The sequence below is a fragment of the Bacillus sp. Root131 genome (assembly GCF_001429475.1).
GTDB lineage: Bacteria > Bacillota > Bacilli > Bacillales > Bacillaceae_G > Bacillus_A > Bacillus_A thuringiensis_S.
Map to the genome: position 1 here is coordinate 1908303 of NZ_LMJQ01000001.1, position 19294 is coordinate 1927596.

Here is a 19294-nt window from a genome sequence, read left to right on the forward strand (position 1 = left end):
TTCCATCGAAATAAAAAGACGCCTTCCCCAGTCGAAGGCGTCAAAAATGTGGTGATTCTCTAGATGCATAAATAATATATGCAATAATAATGAAAGATAGAACAGGGTCTTGACTGTAAAATGAATGTAATTTATATTTTAAATACGGTCTCTAATCTACCTATGTATAGTGAAAAATCTGTTTCTTTTTGGAGACGGATTTTTTGCGTTTCACCTAGAAATTTATACAAAAGAATAGTTTTATAAACAAAAATAAGAGCCGCATTTGACGGCTTTTTATTTTGAAATTCTTCTGTTGAAAAAGAAATATAATTTAGTAAATATGTATTGAAGCTCTTTTAGATTGATTTTTAAAGTGTAAGTTTTATATTCTTTATTTAAAGTCTCGCTGACATTTATAACATACTTATTAATTATCTGTACAGATAAGTTTCGATTAGCATTATTAACCACAGTGACAATTCTGTTTTCATCATCTTCTAGCATGGGCTCATATGTGTAAAATAAAGTATTATCATTCTGTAATCGACTCTGCTTTTTTAATGAATCATGCACACATTTTTTTACTAACTCTTCCATTTTGGTACATTCATCATAAGTCATATTAATTTCATTAATTTCTTGATTTTTAAAATATTCTTGAGTAATTTGAATTGATTTTTGTTCTGAATCAGCTTCTAACATTATTACTTGATAAGTATTTTTTTTGAATATACCTTTTCTATGCAATATGATCACCGCTAAATTTATATTTTTATAAATTTGAAATTCTTCTAACTTGTTTTTCTTTCTTCTTAAAATCCCTCTTATACTGTTTGAAGTCTTGTTTATAGGCTCTAAATTTCTCCCCAGTAGCAACGTTTTTAACTAAATATGTTGTACGCTTAAATTCTCTAATGTAATAGATGACTTATCCAACTAAAAGGGATATACACATTGTTGCTGGGATAGCTAAAATACAAAGAACGATAATGAGTGCAGAAATTTTATCTGATTTATAAACTCTTTTTAACACTATGCGTTTTCCAGAAGCAGCTTGCGCTTGTTGTAATTGTTGCATGCGTTGTAGCGATGCGACGGTATCATAACTCATGTGTTCAACCTCCTGTTTTAAGTTGTATTAAATTAATACATATTTATAGTATTTTATTTTGATATAACTACACTGTTTTTGTACATTTTGTCTACCTGTTCGTTATTATATCCATATGTCAGTGTCAATCTGTCATCTACAAACAAACAAGTGCCTACATTAAAACCTCGACACCCAGCCATAAATTTTGAAAGTTTAGGGATAAAACCAACTGCTTCAATATCCATTAAAATAAAACGTACTGGAATTGCTCTTTTATTTTGCTGTGCACCTTTTAATATATGACTCATAAATGAAAAGAGTTGTTTTCCCATATCTGGGACGAAATCTTCTTGTTGTTGATCATTTTCTGTATACGTGAAATAAACAATTATTTTACGCTTTAATAGTTGTAGTAAATCTTGTTTAGAATTTGAATGTAGTTCTGTATAAGGAAGCAATAAGATTTCATAACCCTGGTCATATTTTTGGGAAGATGTTTTTTGATACATGATTCCCTTGTAATCTAATACAGATATTGATTCCTCATCACATCCTATGATAAATTGTTCTACTTCAATTAATCCATTTTTAGGATCGTAATAATTTTCAATAATTCGATTTAATGTTTTGAATGGTGGTTGTTTTGACATTGTAAGTACTCCTGGTTATATTTTTTCTCTTGATGTTTTTCAGTGGCTAATTTTTCAGGTGTTCTCCTTCTAACCTTAATTTCTATCCCATAAATTTTTTCGTAAACTTCTTCAAAAACTTCTTCTATTTTTCGTTCCCCAAAAGTTTCTTTGATAGTGAAGCCTTTATATTTAATTATTTTATTCAAAAACCCTCACCTTCTTCAACCCAAATATCCTCTAATTTCATCTCTAACACCCTAGCTATTCGATATGCCACAGGTAAGGTAGGGAGTCCACCTTTTAATAAATTTGTCATTGCAGAATTGCTAATTTTCGCTTGTTTTGCAACGTGAGAGTATTTAATTCCCCTTTTATCTAATATTTGTTTCAATTCACTCTTCATAATTTACACCCCCACTTATAAATTTTCGCTTGTCTTTATTAATAATTTTCTATGGACAGGCAATAATCCTTCTTCTCGTTCATATACCTATATTACTGCCATACGGAAGCCCACGAAGAATTCTACTTGGACTTCCGTATGGCATTGTAGATATCAAGAGAGGAGAGGGTTACATGCGTTCTCAGTATAGTTACCTCAATGCAACGCCATATTTATATTCATCAAAAGAATTACGCCACATGTATAACGAGTCAAGATCCAGAAAAGAGACGGAATCTATTCTTACTCACATGAGGAACCATGAAGTATTTGATAACAAAGAGTACAAAGGGTATTTTAGTTTATCACAAGTTATTGAAGAAGATTTATATGGAGAAGAGGAAGATATATTGAATTGGCAAGATTTAATGGAGCGGTATCAAATTGTAGCTACTAAATCAGGGATTAAATTTCGTGAGAAAGAGGAACTGGTTGAGGAGGAATGGCTATGACACTTGCAGGAGAAGCAGTCATTATTTGGACGTCAACAGGTTTGTCTGTAATTGCGATGAGTGTGGCTGAAAAAATGGGGAAGAGTGTTCCACATTGGCTTCCACGTATAACCTTGTATACGACGCTTACAGGCTCGTTCTTATATCTTCTACGTTATGTTCTCGTTATGTTTCTATGAAGGAATACGCTGTGGAAGAGAGGGACAATAGACCCTGCAAGCAAAAATGTTCGTCCTGTTACCTTCCAAAAAAGTGCAATGATATCCTTATAGGATATCTAAAGGAGAAATGTTTATGCTGGAATTACTATTGGTTCCGACGACAGCTGTAACTATTGCATTCGTAAGTGATCGGTTTAAAAGTAAAATAGATGATAAAAAGAAGATACAAGTATTTTTTGAAGTGTCAGGAATTGCAATTAAAAAAGATGATAGGATTCATTATCCAACATTTAAGAAGCGAACTCATGATGATCGAAGTACAACATATGTGTATGAGTTGCCTGTTGGTATGCCGAGTAAAATCATTCGAAAGGTTGAAGATGTTGTAAGTGAAGGGTTAAATAAACCTGTTCGAATTCAGTATGACAATTATAAATTGAACATTCGTGTATTCGATCAAGAAATACCGAGGAAGTGGGAATGGTCAAAAAATTTAATTCAAGTTGGAAAATGGATTGTGCCAATCGGGCAAAGTTTAGAACAATTGATTTATCATGATTTTGATAAAACACCACATATGACATTAGGTGGTTTAACACGTATGGGAAAGACTGTATTCCTAAAGAATGTAATGACATCTCTTATTACTGCACAAGCAGAATATACGCACTTGTTTATTATTGATTTAAAAGGAGGATTAGAATTCGGACCATACCAAAATGTGAAGCAGGTTGAGTCGATTGCAGAAAACCCAATCGAAGCTTTTCAGTTATTGAACGTGGTTTTGAAAAAGATGGAAGAGAAAATACTTTTTATGAAAGAACATCATTATACCAACGTGGTAGAAACAAATATAAGAGAACGCTATTTTATTATCGTGGATGAAGGTGCAGAACTTTGTCCAGATAAGAGCATGAATAAAGAACAACAAAAGTTACTAGGAGCTTGTCAACAAATGCTTTCTCACATAGCGCGAATTGGTGGAGCATTAGGATTTCGATTGATATTTTGTACACAGTACCCTACTGGCGATACTTTACCACGTCAAGTGAAGCAAAACAGTGATGCAAAATTAGGATTTCGATTACCAACTCAAACAGCTTCTCAAGTTGTCATTGATGAAACTGGTCTGGAATCGATTGAAAGTATACCAGGGCGTGCGCTTTTTAAAACAGATCGATTAACAGAGATTCAAGTCCCTTATATCTCAAATGAGCAGATGTGGGACGTATTAAAACAATACGAGGTGAAAAAGGATGCATATACAGACACATATCAAAATGAATCGTCAGATGATGATTTTTACCTCGATTAGAAAATTAAAATTCGCTACCAGAAGACATTTGATGGCCATTCATGATATGGGAGGAATTCGGAATGCAAACCGGATTTTAAAAGACTTAACCCCATATGTAAACAGTACCGTTTATAAAAAAGAGCATGTATATTACCTCAATAAACAGGGACGTGCGCTATTCGATGATACAGAAAAGGTTGTGCCTACCATTCGATTAGCACACAGCCTCATGAGAAACGAAGCGTGGCTATATCTGTTTTGTCCTGAAGATTGGCAGATAGAAGCCCCTATACGTTATAAAGTACATGACAATAAGAGAACGATTATTCCAGACGTAAAGTACCGTGATAGCGATGGGATTCTAAATGCAGTCGAAATAGATCGCACACAAATGATGAATGTGAACAGTGAAAAAATGAATAAATATGGTGAATTCACTTTGTATTATAAAAACAAATATAACGGGAAAGTCCCTATTGTTCATTTTTTTACAATTACACCATATAGGCAAAATACACTAGAACAATTTGCTATGCAGCAAGGTGTATATGCAAAGGTATATGTGGTACCCGAAGTGTAAAAGAGAGCATCACATACCAAATTCGGGGTCAAAATAATATTTGTTCATCAAGTTGTTCACGATACCGTTGAAATAAGCGAACTTCCCCTTTTTCATCTTGACTCCATTTTTTACCTTCATCGCAAATTCTTTCATAGCTTGTACACCAATTTGTAGTTCTTGATCTTTGTCAAACGCCGTTTGCCCTGTTGTATGATTTATCACACGATTGCATTGTTTTACAACCTTCCAAAACTCTTGGATTGTTGTAGCTTTTGAGTAAAAAGCAGAAGTTAGGGAAGCAAAACGTTCTGGAACCCAATCAGCCACAAATTCAGCGCATTTAATGTTTTCTTTAGGTACAGTATTATTATCATCATTACCTTTACGTTTATTTATATCTTTACTCTTTTGTTTTAAGATTTTAGTATTTGTTTTAACGGTAGGACACTTCTTAGTCATTTCAGTAGGTTGCTTGTGGGACACTTCATATACAATTGGTTGGATAATAATTGCATTAGAAGTTTGACGCATATCTTTTTTTCGCTTCATAGCTATTTGCTTAATTATTCTTAAAGTCACAAGTTTCATCATTAAACGTTGTACAGTTTTATATGATACGCTCATTATCTCAGCTATTCTATTTTTACATAGGAAACTAACACCTATGTATTTGCAGCTATGACGCTTTAAAATTTCAAGTAATGCAATTAGTTTAGATTGTACATCCGCACGTTTAATAGACGTTTTAATTACATCTCTGTATACTCTAACCGTTTGATTTAATTCCTGTACATTTGAAAATGTTGATAAATTATGATAGGACTCTGGTTGAGCTAATACATCAATACGTTTTTTCATAACGGTTTGTCTCCTTTTTGGAAACAAAAAAGCAACGTCACCTATTTATTGGGTAAACGTTGCTTAATAAACCTAATATGAGGTACAATACTCATGAGAGGATAGCAAGTGTTTACCTGGTCAGCTCAGGTGGACGGTATATAGAGTGTTGACGCACTTTATATACACGCTGTGCTCTTTTGCTTTTTATGGTCACATTTTGGTAACGAATGAATAAAATTTAGAGTTTATTCATGATTTTTGAAAACATACAAACCGTTGATATATAAGCATTTTATTTGATTTTTAAAACGTAGATTTCAATGATTAATAGAAAGTAGGATTCCAATCATTTAATTTCCCAGAGTGGGGAATTTATAATCGTGATTCATTCAATACTTTCTATGGTAATCAACTATTTATGAAATCACGTAGTTATAATGAAGGGACGAATAATTTTGTTTCAAAAGATACAGTACCAGCTTTAACAGGATATGGTTTTTCTCCAAACGTAGTAGCGGTTATTACTGCTGATAAAACAGAAACTACATCAGATTTAAAAATAACAAATCGTAGAATTTCAGATCAGTACAATATTGAGTGGGTAAGTTCAAAATGGTGGGGAACAAATAATAAAGATACATATAATGAATTCTTTACGAACCACTATAAATTAGACTGGAAAAACCATCAAGTTACTCTTGATAACCAAAAATTCCTTGAAGAACAAATGAATAGTATCAACAGCGTGAATGATAAACTTAACAAAGGAAAAGGGAAGTTATCTCTTTCAATGAATGGAAATCAACTCAAAGCTACGTCTAGCAATGCTGGTTATGGTATCAGTTATGAAGATAAGAATTGGGGTATCTTTGTAAATGGTGAAAAGGTCTATACTTTTAATGAAAAATCAACTGTAGGCAATATATCTAATGATATTAACAAATTAAACATTAAAGGACCTTATATCGAGATTAAACAGATCTAGTCAGAAAATGATGGACGATTGATGGATAATTCTCTCATCAAGCTACGAGTATACTAGTTTATCCCGCTATTTGTGGGCAGTAAGACCCCTCACCTCAAAATTCAGCGGAAGCAAAGAAGTTAGGTGGGGGCCCTGCTGCACCTAAAAGCCTGATTGGTGAGGGCTGATTAAAGTTTCATTTTATTTTAAATCTGTATAATGTAACGAAAGGACCAAAGTTTATCTATAAAATGGATAAACTTTGGTCCTTATTATGTTTTTATTCGCACACGAAATTAAGATAAAATTAGATGTTTTTTGTCTATTCTTTTACTCAATTAGAAAAGAGCGTAAAGTATTTGAAAACTATTGATGCTACGCAAGGGGATATTGTTTAAAGTAATCAGAACTTCATCGGTTGTTAAGTTACCACTTTAAATATATAATTAAATTTCATTAAAAAGATACTCTATTCAAAGTCCTTATTGGGTTTTTGAAGTGAAATATATACTATTTGAGGTGTGTGAAATGGGGAAATCTCGAGAGCAGACGATGGAAAATATCTTAAAGGCTGCTAAGAAAAAATTTGGAGAGCGTGGCTACGAAGGTACGAGCATACAAGAAATCGCAAAAGAAGCGAAAGTGAATGTTGCTATGGCCTCTTACTATTTTAATGGGAAAGAAAACCTATATTATGAGGTGTTTAAGAAATATGGTCTTGCTAATGAGCTACCCAATTTTCTTGAGAAGAATCAATTTAAACCTATCGATGCCCTTAGAGAATATTTAACGGTTTTTACTAAACATATAAAAGAGAACCCTGAAATTGGATCATTGGCATATGAGGAGATTATTAAGGAAAGTGCACGATTAGAAAAGATTAAACCGTATTTCATAGGTAATTTTGAACAGTTAAAAGAAATATTACAGGAGGGTGAAAAGCAAGGAGTTTTTCATTTCTTCTCCATAAATCATACGATACATTGGATCACTTCTATTGTTTTATTTCCAAAGTTTAAAAAGTTTATTGATTCTTTAGGGCCAAATGAAACGAACGATACAAATCATGAATGGATGCCAGAAGACTTAGTGGACAGGATTGTTACTGCATTAACAGATAAACCTAACGTGTAAATTATTCAGTATTTATGAATTCTGTTATTACTATTTAAAGCCTAATTTCTCAATGTATTGTAGAGAAATTAGGCTTTTTTCAACACGTCATTAAGGTTTTTATAGTTCAAGGACTCAAGTTAATGATTATATTTTCAAGTATTCGTTTTGAGCTACATAGATATAGTTTTTGTTGCAACTGTTTGTTGAAATGCTTTATCATGCTCAACAATAACCATTGTGGGATTAAATTGTTGAATAAGTTCTTCAATCTGCATACGGGAATAGATATCTATAAAATTTAGTGGTTCGTCCTATATATATGGGCTTTTTCACATAAACTTTTAGCGATAAGCAGTTTTTTCTTTTGTCCACCAGAATAATGAGATATATCTTTCTCGAATTGAATTCGATCAAAGTCCATCTTACTTAGGATGGATTTAAATAAGGTTTCATCAATCTTGTGCTCTTCAATGAAGTCTGATAGCGCCCCCTTCAAATGAGAAGTATCTTGTTGGACATAGGAAATGATGAGTCCTGTACCTAAAGTAACTAAGCCTGTATGCTGTATCGGATGTCCTAGAAGTAGTTTTAGGATACTACTTTTTCCGCTCCCATTCGTTCCATCAAGTACAATTCGGTCACCTTGTTCAACTATGAAGCTAATCGGCTCATTCACAATTTGGTCATTGTACTTAACGGACACGTCAACCAAAGTAACCAATTCATTTGATTTAAATTGCAATTGTTCCAATTTTAATGACTCAGTTTTTTCCACATTTTTTAGTAATTTTGACTTTTCCTCAATAGCTTTTTGTTGCCTTGATTCAAGGTTTTTTGCTCTTTTCATCATCTTGGCTGCTTTATGTCCTACAAACCCCTTATCCAACTTAGAGCCTGAATTCCTCGTTCCATTTTTTGAAGCTTCCACGTCATGAGACCAACTTGCTGATCGTTTGGAAGACTGTTTTAATCTCCCTATGTCTTTTTGTAGACGCTCATTTGTAGCCTTCTCGTGCTCTTGCTGTCTATCAAAATTTAACTTCCAAGAAGAATAGTTACCACTTTGAATTTCAATATTTGCTCTATTAATAGATAGGATATGGTCAACGCACCCATCTAAAAAGATTCTGTCATGTGAAATTAAAATAAATCCTTTTTTCTTCCTTAGATAATTAGAGACTATCTTTCGTGCATCTGTATCTAAGTGATTTGTTGGTTCATCAATTAATAGGAATTGACCCGCATTTAAAAACAGTGCAGCAAGCAACACCTTTGTTTGTTCCCCATTTGATAATGTTTTAAATGGTCTGTACATGACCTCAGCATCAACATTTAAATAGGATATCTCACGTAGAAATTCCCAATCTGCGGCTTGGGGACAAATTTCTTCAAGGATTTCATGAGTGAATTTGTTCCTATCTGAAACAGAGTAGGGGAAGTAATTGAATTCTACCGAAGCAAGGATTTTCCCGCTATACTCATAATTCCCTAACAATAAATTAAAGAATGTCGTTTTACCTCGTCCGTTTCTACCAATAAATCCTAGCTTCCAATCCGTATCTATTTGGAAGTTTACACTTTCAAAAATATTATCAAAGCTACCTGGGTATGAAAAAGTTAAGTCTTGGACCTTTATCATTGACATAATAATTCCTCCTTTATATATCGAAACGTTTCATATAAAGTCGGAACATCCATCCATTTTTTAATTCCTCTATATAAGTTTGATGGATATTAACGACTTATATAGAGCATTACATGTGTAACAATAGTGTCTGAAGTACTCATTTTTCTCGCTCCTTTATTTGTGAAGTACATTTAACAATTAGTAAGTTTCAACTAAGCTAAACGGGAATAAAAAAATCCCCCAATTTGTAATCGGAAGGATTAGTCTTTCGTCTATACTTAATAAGTACTTATTAATCATTTGAATCATGACAAATAAAGTATGAACTGAATTTTAAAAATGGATAGACTAACCCTATATTTTGTAGTTTGAAGTTATAAAATTCAACTTAAAATATAAATTAGTTAATCATTATTCATCCATCATTCCTTTCATAATTCTATTTTTAGAGTAACATTCTTTTTAGGGAGATGCAATATTAGCTTCAATTTCATCTAATCCTAGATCATTTATAATTCTTTGAGTAAGGAGATAAAATTTTACCTCTCTTTTTATAAACATCAAATTTTTGTTCAATAGGTCATGTCTTTTGTCCGTTAAAAAGGGAGGATATGAAATTGACATCAACCTTTGTTGTAACTATAATAGTTACAGTATGTTCCGTAAACTAATTCGAATTGCTATGTTAATGATAGTATATTTTCATTCCTTTTTAAGTGTGACAGGTAGCAACTAACTATAATCCAATAGAGGATTAGATTCTATCTCATATTTAAAGGGTAGATAAGTTGTACCCGCCAAATTTACGATGCGCAAATACTTAAAAAACTACATTTTTCAGCTTATCCTTTTTGGAATCCTCAGTATTGATAATTGTAAACATCTACAAAAAGTTAGCAAGACTGTTGTATGTAGAAAGAAATCTTTTAAAAAGGTCATAATATGGATAATAGGTAACACACATTTAAATTTAGTAGGAGTTGTGCCACTATCAAGAAATTTTTTTAATAAAAGTATAGAAAAAACTCAAGAAGGTGAGTCCATTGCGTAAACATGCATATGTGCAATTTTATGTATTGATATTGGCTTTAATAGCTTATATAAGCTTTTGCTTTATATTTATATTTGTTTTTCCAAGTCTTTATTTCGTATCAGATTTTAATATCCGACTATCATCTTTAGTTGTTGAAACTACTGTATTTATCTCACTACTGTATTCTATATTATCCAGAAAAATTAAGTTAGGAGTATTCTGGGTGTGCATTATTATTGCGATAGGTTGTTTCTTGATAGGGAATTTTATATCTGCTTTTCAAGTACTTAATGTAGAATTACCAATAAAAAATTTTAATATCTCTGATGTATTTTTGTTGCTTTTCTTATTCTTCTTTCTCTTTGCGTTCTTTTATAAAATCATGATGGAATGTAATAAATGGGAGAAAGCATATTTGCTTTGTGATTTATGCATTGTTGTTACTGCTATTTTTACATTAGAGTGGTATTTATTTAATAAACCTTCTGCAAATATCTTATTCTTATCAATTGGAGATGTTTTTCTCTCATTTATTTTTCCGATTATAGATTTATTACTTCTATTACTTGGAGTTACACTAATCTTTCGACCTGCTATTTTCAATGCAAAAAGCAAATTGTATATTTTTATCCTAGTATTAACTGGATTAGCTATTACGGACTATTTGTATTTTTACTTACAAGGTGATTTGTCAGAGCGTTCAGTTATATTTTTAAGGTGTTTGTATAGAGTTTTCCTATTATTTATTGCTATTGCTGCTACAATTCCAAAGGATGCTTCTTCTAAAAGAAATTATTTTATTATTAATCCGACATTTGGAGAGAAACTTCTTGGCATATTCCCTTATCTTGCAGTTGCAGTCTTAATTGGCTTTACTTTGAAAGAGCAAACGTCTTCAGCTACATTGATTACGGGAAATTGTATTGCTTTTGTATTTGTACTGATTCGTCATACAATCGTACGAATGCAAAACAAAGATTTAACTGAAACATTAAAAGTGTTTAATAATCAATTAGAACAAACAGTATCTCAAAGAACAAGGGATTTAATAAACAAATCTAATGATTTGGTAAAAAATCAAGAAAGATTTAAGTCATTATATGAGTATCATCCGGATCCTATTTTAACGATTGATTCAACTGGTATCGTATTAAACATAAACCAGGCTGGAAGTATGTTATTAGGAAAAGACAGTGCTGTATTAATAGGGAAAGAGTGCTTCTCTATTTTTTTAGATGAAGATAAATCTGAATTGGAAGCGGCTATAAAGAAAGGGAGACGATGTAGTTCATCTTCACTACAGTTGCGTGTGAAAAATAACAATGAGAAGGACATGCTGTTTTGGTATGTCACTATAGTTCCTATTATGATAGAAGGTCAAACTTTTGGGAGTTATGTAATGGTAAAAGACATAACGAGGATGAAACAACAACAGGATGAGATAAACTACCTTGCATTCCATGATACGGTGACGGAGATTGGAAATCGTATATTCTTCCAACAAGAATTAGATAGATCCATTAAGCGTGTGCAAAAAACACAGGATAAATTTGGGCTCCTGTATATTGATTTAAACCGCTTTAAGACTATTAATGATACACTGGGCCATTCCATTGGTGACAGGGTTTTAAAAGAAGTTGCCAAACGTTTTAGGACATGTCTTTCACCGACAATTCCTCTAGCAAGAATAGGTGGTGATGAGTTTGCAATCATTGTCCATAACCAAACAGAGCAACAGCTATTGAATTTGTGTAAAACTCTATTTCTTATAACTGAAGAACCATTCGTAGTAAATCAGCATAGTTTTTACTTATCTCTTAGTATAGGAATAGCAGTGTATCCATTTGGAGGAATAAATACTACTACACTTTTACAACACGCTGATATCGCTATGTATAGCGCAAAGGAAAAAGGTAACAATGCTGTTTGTATGTATGACGAGAAATTATCTCAAAAAGTAACCCGTCGATTACGATTAGAACAGGATTTACCAAATGCAATTGAAAATAATGAGTTGTTTTTATTGTATCAACCACAAATTGACAGTAAGGAAGGTAAGGTTATTGGTGCAGAGGCTTTAATACGTTGGCAACATCCAGAACTTGGGCTGATTTCTCCGTTTGAGTTTATACCTATCGCAGAAGAAACGGCGCAGATTATTTCAATTGGAAAGTGGACGTTACAGAAAGCGTGTCGACAACTGAAAGAATGGCATTCTGCGGGCTTTTCAAATCTAAAGATGGGGATAAATTTATCAGCTATAGAGTTTGAACAGAAAGATTTTGTTCAAACCATTATATATACCATAGAAGAGATAGGAGTACCTGCTAATTCGATTAATTTGGAATTAACAGAGCGAATCGCCATGGTAGATGAAAAAGAAACTTTATCAAAGTTAAAAGCATTAAAATCATTTGGTGTACATTTATCAATTGATGATTTTGGTACAGGTTATTCCTCATTAGCGTATTTACCTCTTTATCCAATTGATACTTTGAAAATTCCAAGAGAATTTGTTAATAGGATTGGAACTTCTACTGATGGAGGTGAAATTATACAGACCATTATTTCACTTGCTCATACTTTAAACATGAAAGTCATAGCAGAAGGGGTAGAAACGAAAGAACAATTAACAGTGTTACAACGTAATGCATGTTATCTAATTCAGGGCTATTACTACAGTAAACCTGTAAATGATGATGAATTTATTGTTTTTTTAAGTACAATACAAAATGAATAAATGAAAAATCAGTATATGTATGAAATAAAGTGAAAAGAGGTTCTATCCATATGGATTTGAACCTCTTTTCACTTTATTTTCAGGAGTTATGCAGCAAGGTTTCAGCCTTTGAAAGTAAAATAAGTATCTATATTCCTTGTATTTTGGGTTAATGGGATATGAGGTGAAAGTTGCTTCTTGTGAAAAAGAATTAGAGCCAGCTTGTATATTCTTAAAGCAATTTGAAAAAGGATTAGCAGTTTGTATGGAATTAGGAAATGAAGAGTATGTATATCATTTCAATATTTTACGTTCTCTTAATGAAGATGAAGCAATTAAACTCTTAGAAGAAGTGAAAAAAGTATTTCTTACTTCGAAAAGCAAGGTTTATGGGATTTCGTAGAAGAATATGCAGATCTAAAAAAGGAAGAAATTATACAATAATCACATGCTATCATTTTTAATAGCTAATTAACAAAGGGACTCCAATTATGGAGTCCCTTTGTTAATGGGGTAATGCTTTGGTTTATCTAATTATAGAAATATTTGTAAAAAGTGTAAAGGGGTCCTAGTTTGGAGGGGGAATTATTTAATCTTTTTTATTTAATAAAAGGGATAATATTTAGTTATCTGCGCTTCTTAATTATGTTTTCTATCACAATTTGAAGTGAATTTCAGTTAATCTTATTTATTTTATGGGAATTATAAGGTATACTAAAAGTAGGTGCAAAATGTACCATTTGAAAAAGAGTGAATTGCAAAAAGGAATCCGTAAAGGATTCCTTTTTTGTTTCTTTGAAAATGAAGCAATGTTCTAATTATCTCATTCATTTTTATGAATACGCTGCGATCTTATAAACTAAAAAGGCTTTTATGGAAATTTGCCATATTCCTGTAACAAAACAAAGGTATGTTATGTGTGTTAAATATAAAGAGAAAGAAGGAAAAGTTGTGAAAAAAATTTTGCCAATTGTTGCGTTATTAGGCATGATGAGTTTTGGAGTACAGGAAATGAATGTAAGAGCTGATACATACCACAAGGGCGATTCGAAAATTAGTTTTTGGGATTCGAAAAGAAAGGGTACTAATTTCATGAATAGTACGTCATTACCTGAAAACTATAAAAGTGCAAAAGAAGCTAATATTGAATATGTACGTTTAGCACCTGATAAATGGGCAAAAGATAAAGATTTTCTATTTGAGGATAAACCAGATACTTCTGGAAAGGATTTTCTGATAGGTAATGCAGATAACTATCAGGGATTAGTAAAGGAGGATTTAGAAAAATTAAAGGCGGATTTAGATGCCGCACAATCACAAGGAATGAAAGTTGTTCTTACAATGTTATCGTTACCTGGTGATCGATGGCGCCAATTTAATAATAACAAGAATGACGACAGAATATGGGAAGAAGAGAGGTATCAAGAACAAGCAAGTCAATTTTGGAAGGACCTTGCTCTGGAATTAAAAGATTATCCTGCGGTGGTGGGTTATAATATTATAAATGAACCACATCCAGAAACAGCTAAAAATAATAGATATAATGATTTTTGGACAGAAGATTACGAGAAATGGTATGCAAAAGTGAAGGGAACGACAGCGGATTTAAACAGATTGTATCAAAAAGTAATCAATTCCATTCGTGAAGTAGACCAAGAAATACCAATTATTTTAGATTCAGGTTTATATGCTACTCCATGGGCTTTTAAATATTTAAAACCAGTAAAGGATAAAAAAACGCTTTACGCATTTCATATGTATGAACCATATGAATTAACGAGTCAAGGTGAAAAGAAAAATAAAGAATATCAATATCCAGGATTAGTAAAAGTAGGAGACTTAGAGAAACCTGTAATGTGGAATAAGCAGGGATTAGAGAAATTTTTGAAGCCAATCCAACAATGGTCTAAGAAAAATCATGTATCATCTAATCGAATTATTGCAGAGGAGTTTGGAATTAACCGTACTGTTCCGGGAGCTACCCAATACATGCAAGATCTTATTTCTATCTTCAACCAAAAAGGTTGGCATAAATCATTCTATGCATTCCGTGAAGACACATGGACAGGGATGAATTATGAATTGGGAACAGGAAAAATAAAATGGGATGAAGAGGGTAAACCGGTGCCTCAAGATAATTCACTCTGGGAAGTAATAAAAAAAGATTTACAACCACATAAATAGTTTAGAATATTTGTCCTAAGGACTAAATGTAAGCATCTAATTCAAGTAGAATTAGATGCTTTTTTTCAAAAAAGGTGGAAGTTTAAACAAATATAGTTGCAATTGAATTGACCTTTAAACTGAAAAATTTTTATGAATTTTTTGTGAGATTCCAACCCTTAAATGTTGAAAATTATTTACTGATTTCTCCAATTGGATATATTTCTCCAATCGGATGGAAGTTTAGAATACAGAATCAAAACATAATAAGTTGTTATCGATGAGTTTATCGTAAAGTTGTTATTTAATGTGTCATCAAATAACATTTATATACAATAATAAATAAAGAAAAGGAGATGTTTATGAAAAAATATAGAGTAATAGATACAACTTAAATAGTATGAATAGTTTAGATTGTAAAAACATGAAGAAGAAAACAAAAAATCCTTAAGAGTACTAAGGAAAAATGAAGGAGATAATATGGGGAATAATTCAAAATATAAAACTAGAAAAATACTTGCAGCTACTGCTACAGTAACTATGCTTGCGACTGGAATGATTTCTTCATCAGATGTCTTTGCGGAGCAAAAGGAGCAGCAAAAAAATTTATCGACATCACTGCAAAGTGAAAAATCAGTTAAATCAGAAAATAGAACATTTACAGTCCCAGGAAAAGGGGATGTTGAGCTAATAAAACAACAGGAAAGAAAAAGTATGGCATTTAGTCCATATGAACCAACTGGTTTATATGCAAAACCAAATGAACAAATAACGATTAATGTAGAAGGTAATCAAGATATTCAGGTATATATTGGAACGTATTCATATGATGCTTCTTGGAGAGAAGATTCTAAGATAAAATCATTTACATTAAAACCAGGTATAAACACAATCCAATCTCCAAATGGGGGGATGATTTATTTTTATAATAAACAACAAGGTGGTACCATTCGAACAACAATTACAACAGGCGGAACGACTACGCCTTTCTTTGAACTAGGAAAGCATACGAAACAAGATTTAATTAACATGCTGGACCAATATCCAAATGCACATGCAGTGGAGTTAAAAGGAGAACGTGTATTAATTACGGCCAGTCCTGCACGTATTAAGAAATATTTGTTGGGTTCTAATACAGATCCTGTACAACTCTTAAAAAAGATGGATGAAGCTACTCGAATTCAAGACAAAGTAGCTGGATTATCTGAAGAACAAGTAGATAAACATTATGTTCATTACGTAGAAGAAAATCATTCTCCTNTTAAGAAATATTTGTTGGGTTCTAATACAGATCCTGTACAACTCTTAAAAAAGATGGATGAAGCTACTCGAATTCAAGACAAAGTAGCTGGATTATCTGAAGAACAAGTAGATAAACATTATGTTCATTACGTAGAAGAAAATCATTCTCCCGATTATTATATGTATGCGACTTCTTATCGAACTGCATATGTAGGAGATGCAATTCAATATGTATTAGATATTAATAAATTTATAAAAGATGGTTGGGGTCCATGGCATGAGGCAGGGCATTTGAGACAGCAATCACCTTGGAAATTTTATAATATGACAGAAGTACAAAATAATATATACAGCCTTTCTGTAGAAAAAGCATTTACATCTAATCAACCTTTTAGATTGCAACAAGAGGGTGCTTATACTAAGGCATTTCAATACTTAGAACAACCTAATAAAAATTATGACGAAGTTAGTGATGTTTTTGTTAAGCTTGTTATGCTTTGGCAACTACAGCTAGCATATGGAGAGGATTTCTATCCTAAATTGCATCAATTGTATAGAGACATGCCTTCAAGTGAACTTCCACAAACTGATGAAAATAAAAAACAATTATTTATCATTTCAGCATCAAAAGTAGCCAAACAAAATTTGATTCCTTTCTTTGAGAAGTGGGGATTACGTCCAAATAACGATACTATTCAAAAAGTAGCTGCATTAGGATATCCAATTTTAACAGCAGAGATTTGGAAGAGTACGGATTCTAATCCAATTAAACCAGATATGCCTAATGAAAATAATATTTTAGAAGGAAACCAGTTTGCATGGTCACTAAAAGGAATTAGTGATTTCGAGTTTGCAAAAGTCAATTTTAATAAGTCGACAGAAGAGATGCAAATTGATTTAAAAGCAGGCGTACCACATCATTATTTTAATGAAACATATGCGAGTATTAAAGTACAAAATGCATCAGGAAAAGTAGTATACAATAAAGATATTTATGGGAACAAACAACAAAATGCTGAATCGCAAAAAGTTCCAGTTAAAATAGGGGATTATGTTGAGCTGACACATCTAGAAGGTGTGCATAGAGCTACTTTAATAAATGTAGGTAACAGTAAACAAGAAAGTTTTGGAAAAAAAGGCATGTACGAAGTTACAAAAGAAGGCTTGAAGAAAGTAGAAAAAATGCCAGAAACAACGGTTTTAGATGGAAATCATTTTGGGTGGTCTTTAAAAGGATATAGTGATAGAGAAATCGCAAAAGTAGATTATAATAGGACAACAGAGAAAATGCAGGTGAATTTAGAAGCAGGCGTACCACATTCTTACTTTAATAATACGTATGCAAGTATTACAGTAAAGAATTCAAATGGTGGTGTTGTGTACAATAAGGAAATAGTAGGGAATAGACAACAAACTGCTGAAAGCCAAACCGTGCCCGTAAAAGTGGGAGATTACATTGAGTTTACCCATATAGAAGGGGAAGCAGTAAAGGAAAAAACACGCGCTACACTTATTAATCTTGAGAATAATAAACAAGAATATATGGGCAAAAAAAGAACCTATCAAGTTACTTCAACGGGATTAAACAAAATAGATTAACATGAAAAACATTCTAAGTATTAGTTGGATGCAAATAGTCGTTCATTATGAACGGCTATTTGGCTTTTATTTAAAGAAAGGTGAAATGAAAATACTCTCTCTTTTGTATATACTTTCGTTTCCAAAAATTTCTACGTTTTTTTATCAGGGGGAAAATAATTTAAAAAATGTGCTTGAGAATTGATACATGTTTAATTGCTATAGATTTGAGAAAAAAGAAACAGAATAGTAAGGTATTTGTTGATAAATCCTCTCAAGTGTTACAAAATTTTACATATTTAGTATGATATATATGAGTTCTATGTATATTAAGGGAGGAATGGGAATGAAAAGGTTCATAACACGTGCAAGTGGTAATACAATCTCAAAAAGGTTAGTTTTAATGGTGTTGTCGATGGTTTTAATGATAGTGATGATTACACCATCGAATGATGTATCGGCAGCCAATCTATCAAAAGCAGGTTCACTAAAAGGCGTGAATTTATTTAATGGAAGTTGGACAGTTGCTATACAGGCAGCAAATTTACAATATGTTTCGGCTGAGCCTTCGGGAAATATAATAGCAAATCGTAATGCAGTTAATGAATGGGAGAAATTTGAATTAATTTCGACTGGGGAATTATATACGTACGCTTTAAAAGCTAAAAGTAATGGGAAGTATGTTTCGTTTGAGCCAAATGGTAGAGTAGTAGCAGATCGTACATCAATTGGTGCATGGGAAAAGTTTATCTTATATAATGGTGGAGACAATAGGATATATGTATTACAAGCACTAAGTAATGGTAGATATATATCAGCAAATGGTGGTAGAGAATTAACAGCTACTAGTTATGTAGCTGGAAGCTGGGAAAGATTTGTTATTGTATACTTCTAAACTTTGAAGTGTTATATATCTAAATGATAATAGCATGTTTAGTTTGTATAAATACCTAATACAATAAATTGTTAAGTATGTAATACAAGTGTATATTAACGTGTAAAAGGGCTGCAAATAATTAGCGGGCCTTTTTGCATGTTAAATAAGCACTTACTGAGGTTATAATGAAAAGAAAAAGAACCCTATAGGGTTCTTTTTCAAGGCATATTAACAGTAAGGAGAATCATGAAATGCTACTTCAAATCTTTATTAGGGGAAAGATTTTGAATAAGCTTAACATACATCTATTTTTACATAAATGTAATATATAGTAAATTGATAATGTTTATACTTACTATTACTAATATTCAATTAAGATAGTTAGCACTATTTGTATAGTGTTAATGAAGTGCATATTTAGAAAACTAATAATGGCCACAAGTTGGTTATATATGTCTAATATTATATTTTATTTACTAAAAGAGCTTATAGATATATTATTTTAAAAATTAAT

At 32.1% G+C, this 19294-nt stretch carries 15 protein-coding genes and 4 pseudogenes; 12 read left to right on the plus strand and 7 right to left on the minus strand.

Annotated features, from left to right (window positions below; all coding sequences use genetic code 11):
• Positions 1–276 precede the first annotated feature (276 nt).
• The 5 genes and pseudogenes from ASE54_RS09625 to ASE54_RS09645 form a co-directional block, all read right to left on the minus strand.
• Positions 277–729, minus strand: coding sequence for a hypothetical protein (locus ASE54_RS09625; RefSeq protein ID WP_014895308.1), 453 nt, complete (start codon positions 727–729; stop codon positions 277–279).
• Positions 730–754: 25 nt separating this feature from the next.
• Positions 755–1093, minus strand: a pseudogene (locus ASE54_RS35665) (hypothetical protein).
• 53 nt (positions 1094–1146) lie between these two features.
• Positions 1147–1725, minus strand: a complete 579-nt coding sequence (locus tag ASE54_RS09635) for a type IV secretory system conjugative DNA transfer family protein (protein WP_000043393.1) — start codon at positions 1723–1725, stop codon at positions 1147–1149.
• Positions 1695–1904, minus strand: a complete 210-nt coding sequence (locus ASE54_RS09640) for a hypothetical protein (protein ID WP_309414769.1) — start codon at positions 1902–1904, stop codon at positions 1695–1697. The genes ASE54_RS09635 and ASE54_RS09640 overlap by 31 nt, the downstream gene beginning before the upstream one ends.
• A 5-nt stretch (positions 1905–1909) precedes the next feature.
• Entirely contained in the window at positions 1910–2110 is a 201-nt protein-coding gene (locus tag ASE54_RS09645) for a helix-turn-helix transcriptional regulator (protein WP_000834294.1), read from the minus strand.
• A 173-nt stretch (positions 2111–2283) separates the two neighbouring features.
• Here ASE54_RS09645 and ASE54_RS09650 point away from each other — a divergent pair, with 173 nt between their 5' ends.
• The 4 genes from ASE54_RS09650 (at position 2284) to ASE54_RS09665 (ending at position 4639) form a co-directional block, all read left to right on the plus strand.
• Positions 2284–2601 (plus strand): hypothetical protein, encoded by a 318-nt coding sequence (locus ASE54_RS09650; RefSeq protein ID WP_001257567.1) that lies wholly within the window; start codon positions 2284–2286, stop codon positions 2599–2601.
• Positions 2598–2780: a hypothetical protein gene (locus ASE54_RS09655; protein WP_000170782.1), complete on the plus strand. Its 183-nt coding sequence runs from the start codon at positions 2598–2600 to the stop codon at positions 2778–2780. The genes ASE54_RS09650 and ASE54_RS09655 overlap by 4 nt, the downstream gene beginning before the upstream one ends.
• Positions 2781–2895: 115 nt before the next feature.
• A complete protein-coding gene (locus tag ASE54_RS09660) occupies positions 2896–4077 on the plus strand; it encodes an FtsK/SpoIIIE domain-containing protein (protein WP_014895307.1) in 1182 nt (393 codons plus the stop codon).
• The gene (locus tag ASE54_RS09665) at positions 4019–4639 is read left to right on the plus strand and encodes a replication-relaxation family protein (RefSeq protein ID WP_000548071.1); all 621 of its coding nucleotides are present in this window, start codon (positions 4019–4021) and stop codon (positions 4637–4639) included. Before ASE54_RS09660 ends, ASE54_RS09665 begins: the two co-directional genes overlap by 59 nt.
• A gap of 9 nt (positions 4640–4648) precedes the next feature.
• On the opposite strand, the gene ASE54_RS09670 is transcribed toward ASE54_RS09665, so the two are convergent.
• Positions 4649–5479, minus strand: a complete 831-nt coding sequence (locus ASE54_RS09670) for a hypothetical protein (RefSeq protein WP_000745810.1) — start codon at positions 5477–5479, stop codon at positions 4649–4651.
• 313 nt (positions 5480–5792) lie between these two features.
• Here ASE54_RS09670 and hlyII point away from each other — a divergent pair.
• Together hlyII and hlyIIR are read left to right on the plus strand one after the other, a co-directional pair.
• Positions 5793–6446: pseudogene (gene hlyII / locus ASE54_RS09675) on the plus strand (hemolysin II HlyII); the annotation flags it as partial.
• Positions 6447–6953: 507 nt separating this feature from the next.
• On the plus strand, positions 6954–7559 hold the full coding sequence (hlyIIR, locus tag ASE54_RS09680; RefSeq protein ID WP_000520485.1) for a hemolysin II regulator HlyIIR: 606 nt from the start codon (positions 6954–6956) through the stop codon (positions 7557–7559).
• 152 nt (positions 7560–7711) lie between these two features.
• Here the strand turns inward: hlyIIR and ASE54_RS09685 are convergent.
• Positions 7712–9186: pseudogene (locus tag ASE54_RS09685) on the minus strand (Lsa family ABC-F type ribosomal protection protein).
• Between the two features lie 1025 nt (positions 9187–10211).
• On the opposite strand from ASE54_RS09685, the gene ASE54_RS09695 reads away from it, so the two are divergent.
• From ASE54_RS09695 to ASE54_RS09715, 6 genes and pseudogenes are all read left to right on the plus strand, one after another.
• Positions 10212–12941: an EAL domain-containing protein gene (locus tag ASE54_RS09695; RefSeq protein WP_025989074.1), complete on the plus strand. Its 2730-nt coding sequence runs from the start codon at positions 10212–10214 to the stop codon at positions 12939–12941.
• 151 nt (positions 12942–13092) lie between these two features.
• Entirely contained in the window at positions 13093–13323 is a 231-nt protein-coding gene (locus ASE54_RS09700) for a hypothetical protein (RefSeq protein ID WP_002162674.1), read from the plus strand.
• Between the two features lie 512 nt (positions 13324–13835).
• The gene (locus ASE54_RS09705; protein ID WP_033795298.1) at positions 13836–15104 is read left to right on the plus strand and encodes a cellulase family glycosylhydrolase; all 1269 of its coding nucleotides are present in this window, start codon (positions 13836–13838) and stop codon (positions 15102–15104) included.
• Between the two features lie 459 nt (positions 15105–15563).
• On the plus strand, positions 15564–16343 hold a 780-nt coding region (locus tag ASE54_RS35670; protein WP_218010734.1), incomplete at its 3' end, for a M60 family peptidase N-terminal accessory domain-containing protein.
• A gap of 1 nt (position 16344) precedes the next feature.
• Positions 16345–17924 (plus strand): annotated as a pseudogene (locus ASE54_RS09710) (M60 family metallopeptidase); the annotation flags it as partial.
• Positions 17925–18249: 325 nt separating this feature from the next.
• Positions 18250–18798 carry a hypothetical protein gene (locus ASE54_RS09715; protein ID WP_000819434.1) on the plus strand — a complete coding sequence of 183 codons (549 nt, stop codon included), beginning with the start codon at positions 18250–18252 and terminating at the stop codon, positions 18796–18798.
• Positions 18799–19294 lie beyond the last annotated feature (496 nt).

Excerpts from the sequence above, each read along its gene's own strand:
- ASE54_RS09635 (WP_000043393.1), bottom strand. The coding sequence starts at position 1,725 with ATGTCAAAACAACCACCATTCAAAACATTAAATCGAATTATTGAAAAT.
- ASE54_RS09645 (WP_000834294.1), bottom strand. The coding sequence starts at position 2,110 with ATGAAGAGTGAATTGAAACAAATATTAGATAAAAGGGGAATTAAATAC.
- ASE54_RS09650 (WP_001257567.1), top strand. The coding sequence starts at position 2,284 with ATGCGTTCTCAGTATAGTTACCTCAATGCAACGCCATATTTATATTCA.
- ASE54_RS09655 (WP_000170782.1), top strand. The coding sequence starts at position 2,598 with ATGACACTTGCAGGAGAAGCAGTCATTATTTGGACGTCAACAGGTTTG.
- ASE54_RS09660 (WP_014895307.1), top strand. The coding sequence starts at position 2,896 with ATGCTGGAATTACTATTGGTTCCGACGACAGCTGTAACTATTGCATTC.
- ASE54_RS09665 (WP_000548071.1), top strand. The coding sequence starts at position 4,019 with ATGCATATACAGACACATATCAAAATGAATCGTCAGATGATGATTTTT.
- ASE54_RS09670 (WP_000745810.1), bottom strand. The coding sequence starts at position 5,479 with ATGAAAAAACGTATTGATGTATTAGCTCAACCAGAGTCCTATCATAAT.
- hlyIIR (WP_000520485.1), top strand. The coding sequence starts at position 6,954 with ATGGGGAAATCTCGAGAGCAGACGATGGAAAATATCTTAAAGGCTGCT.
- ASE54_RS09700 (WP_002162674.1), top strand. The coding sequence starts at position 13,093 with ATGGGATATGAGGTGAAAGTTGCTTCTTGTGAAAAAGAATTAGAGCCA.
- ASE54_RS09705 (WP_033795298.1), top strand. The coding sequence starts at position 13,836 with ATGTGTGTTAAATATAAAGAGAAAGAAGGAAAAGTTGTGAAAAAAATT.
- ASE54_RS09715 (WP_000819434.1), top strand. The coding sequence starts at position 18,250 with ATGAAAAGGTTCATAACACGTGCAAGTGGTAATACAATCTCAAAAAGG.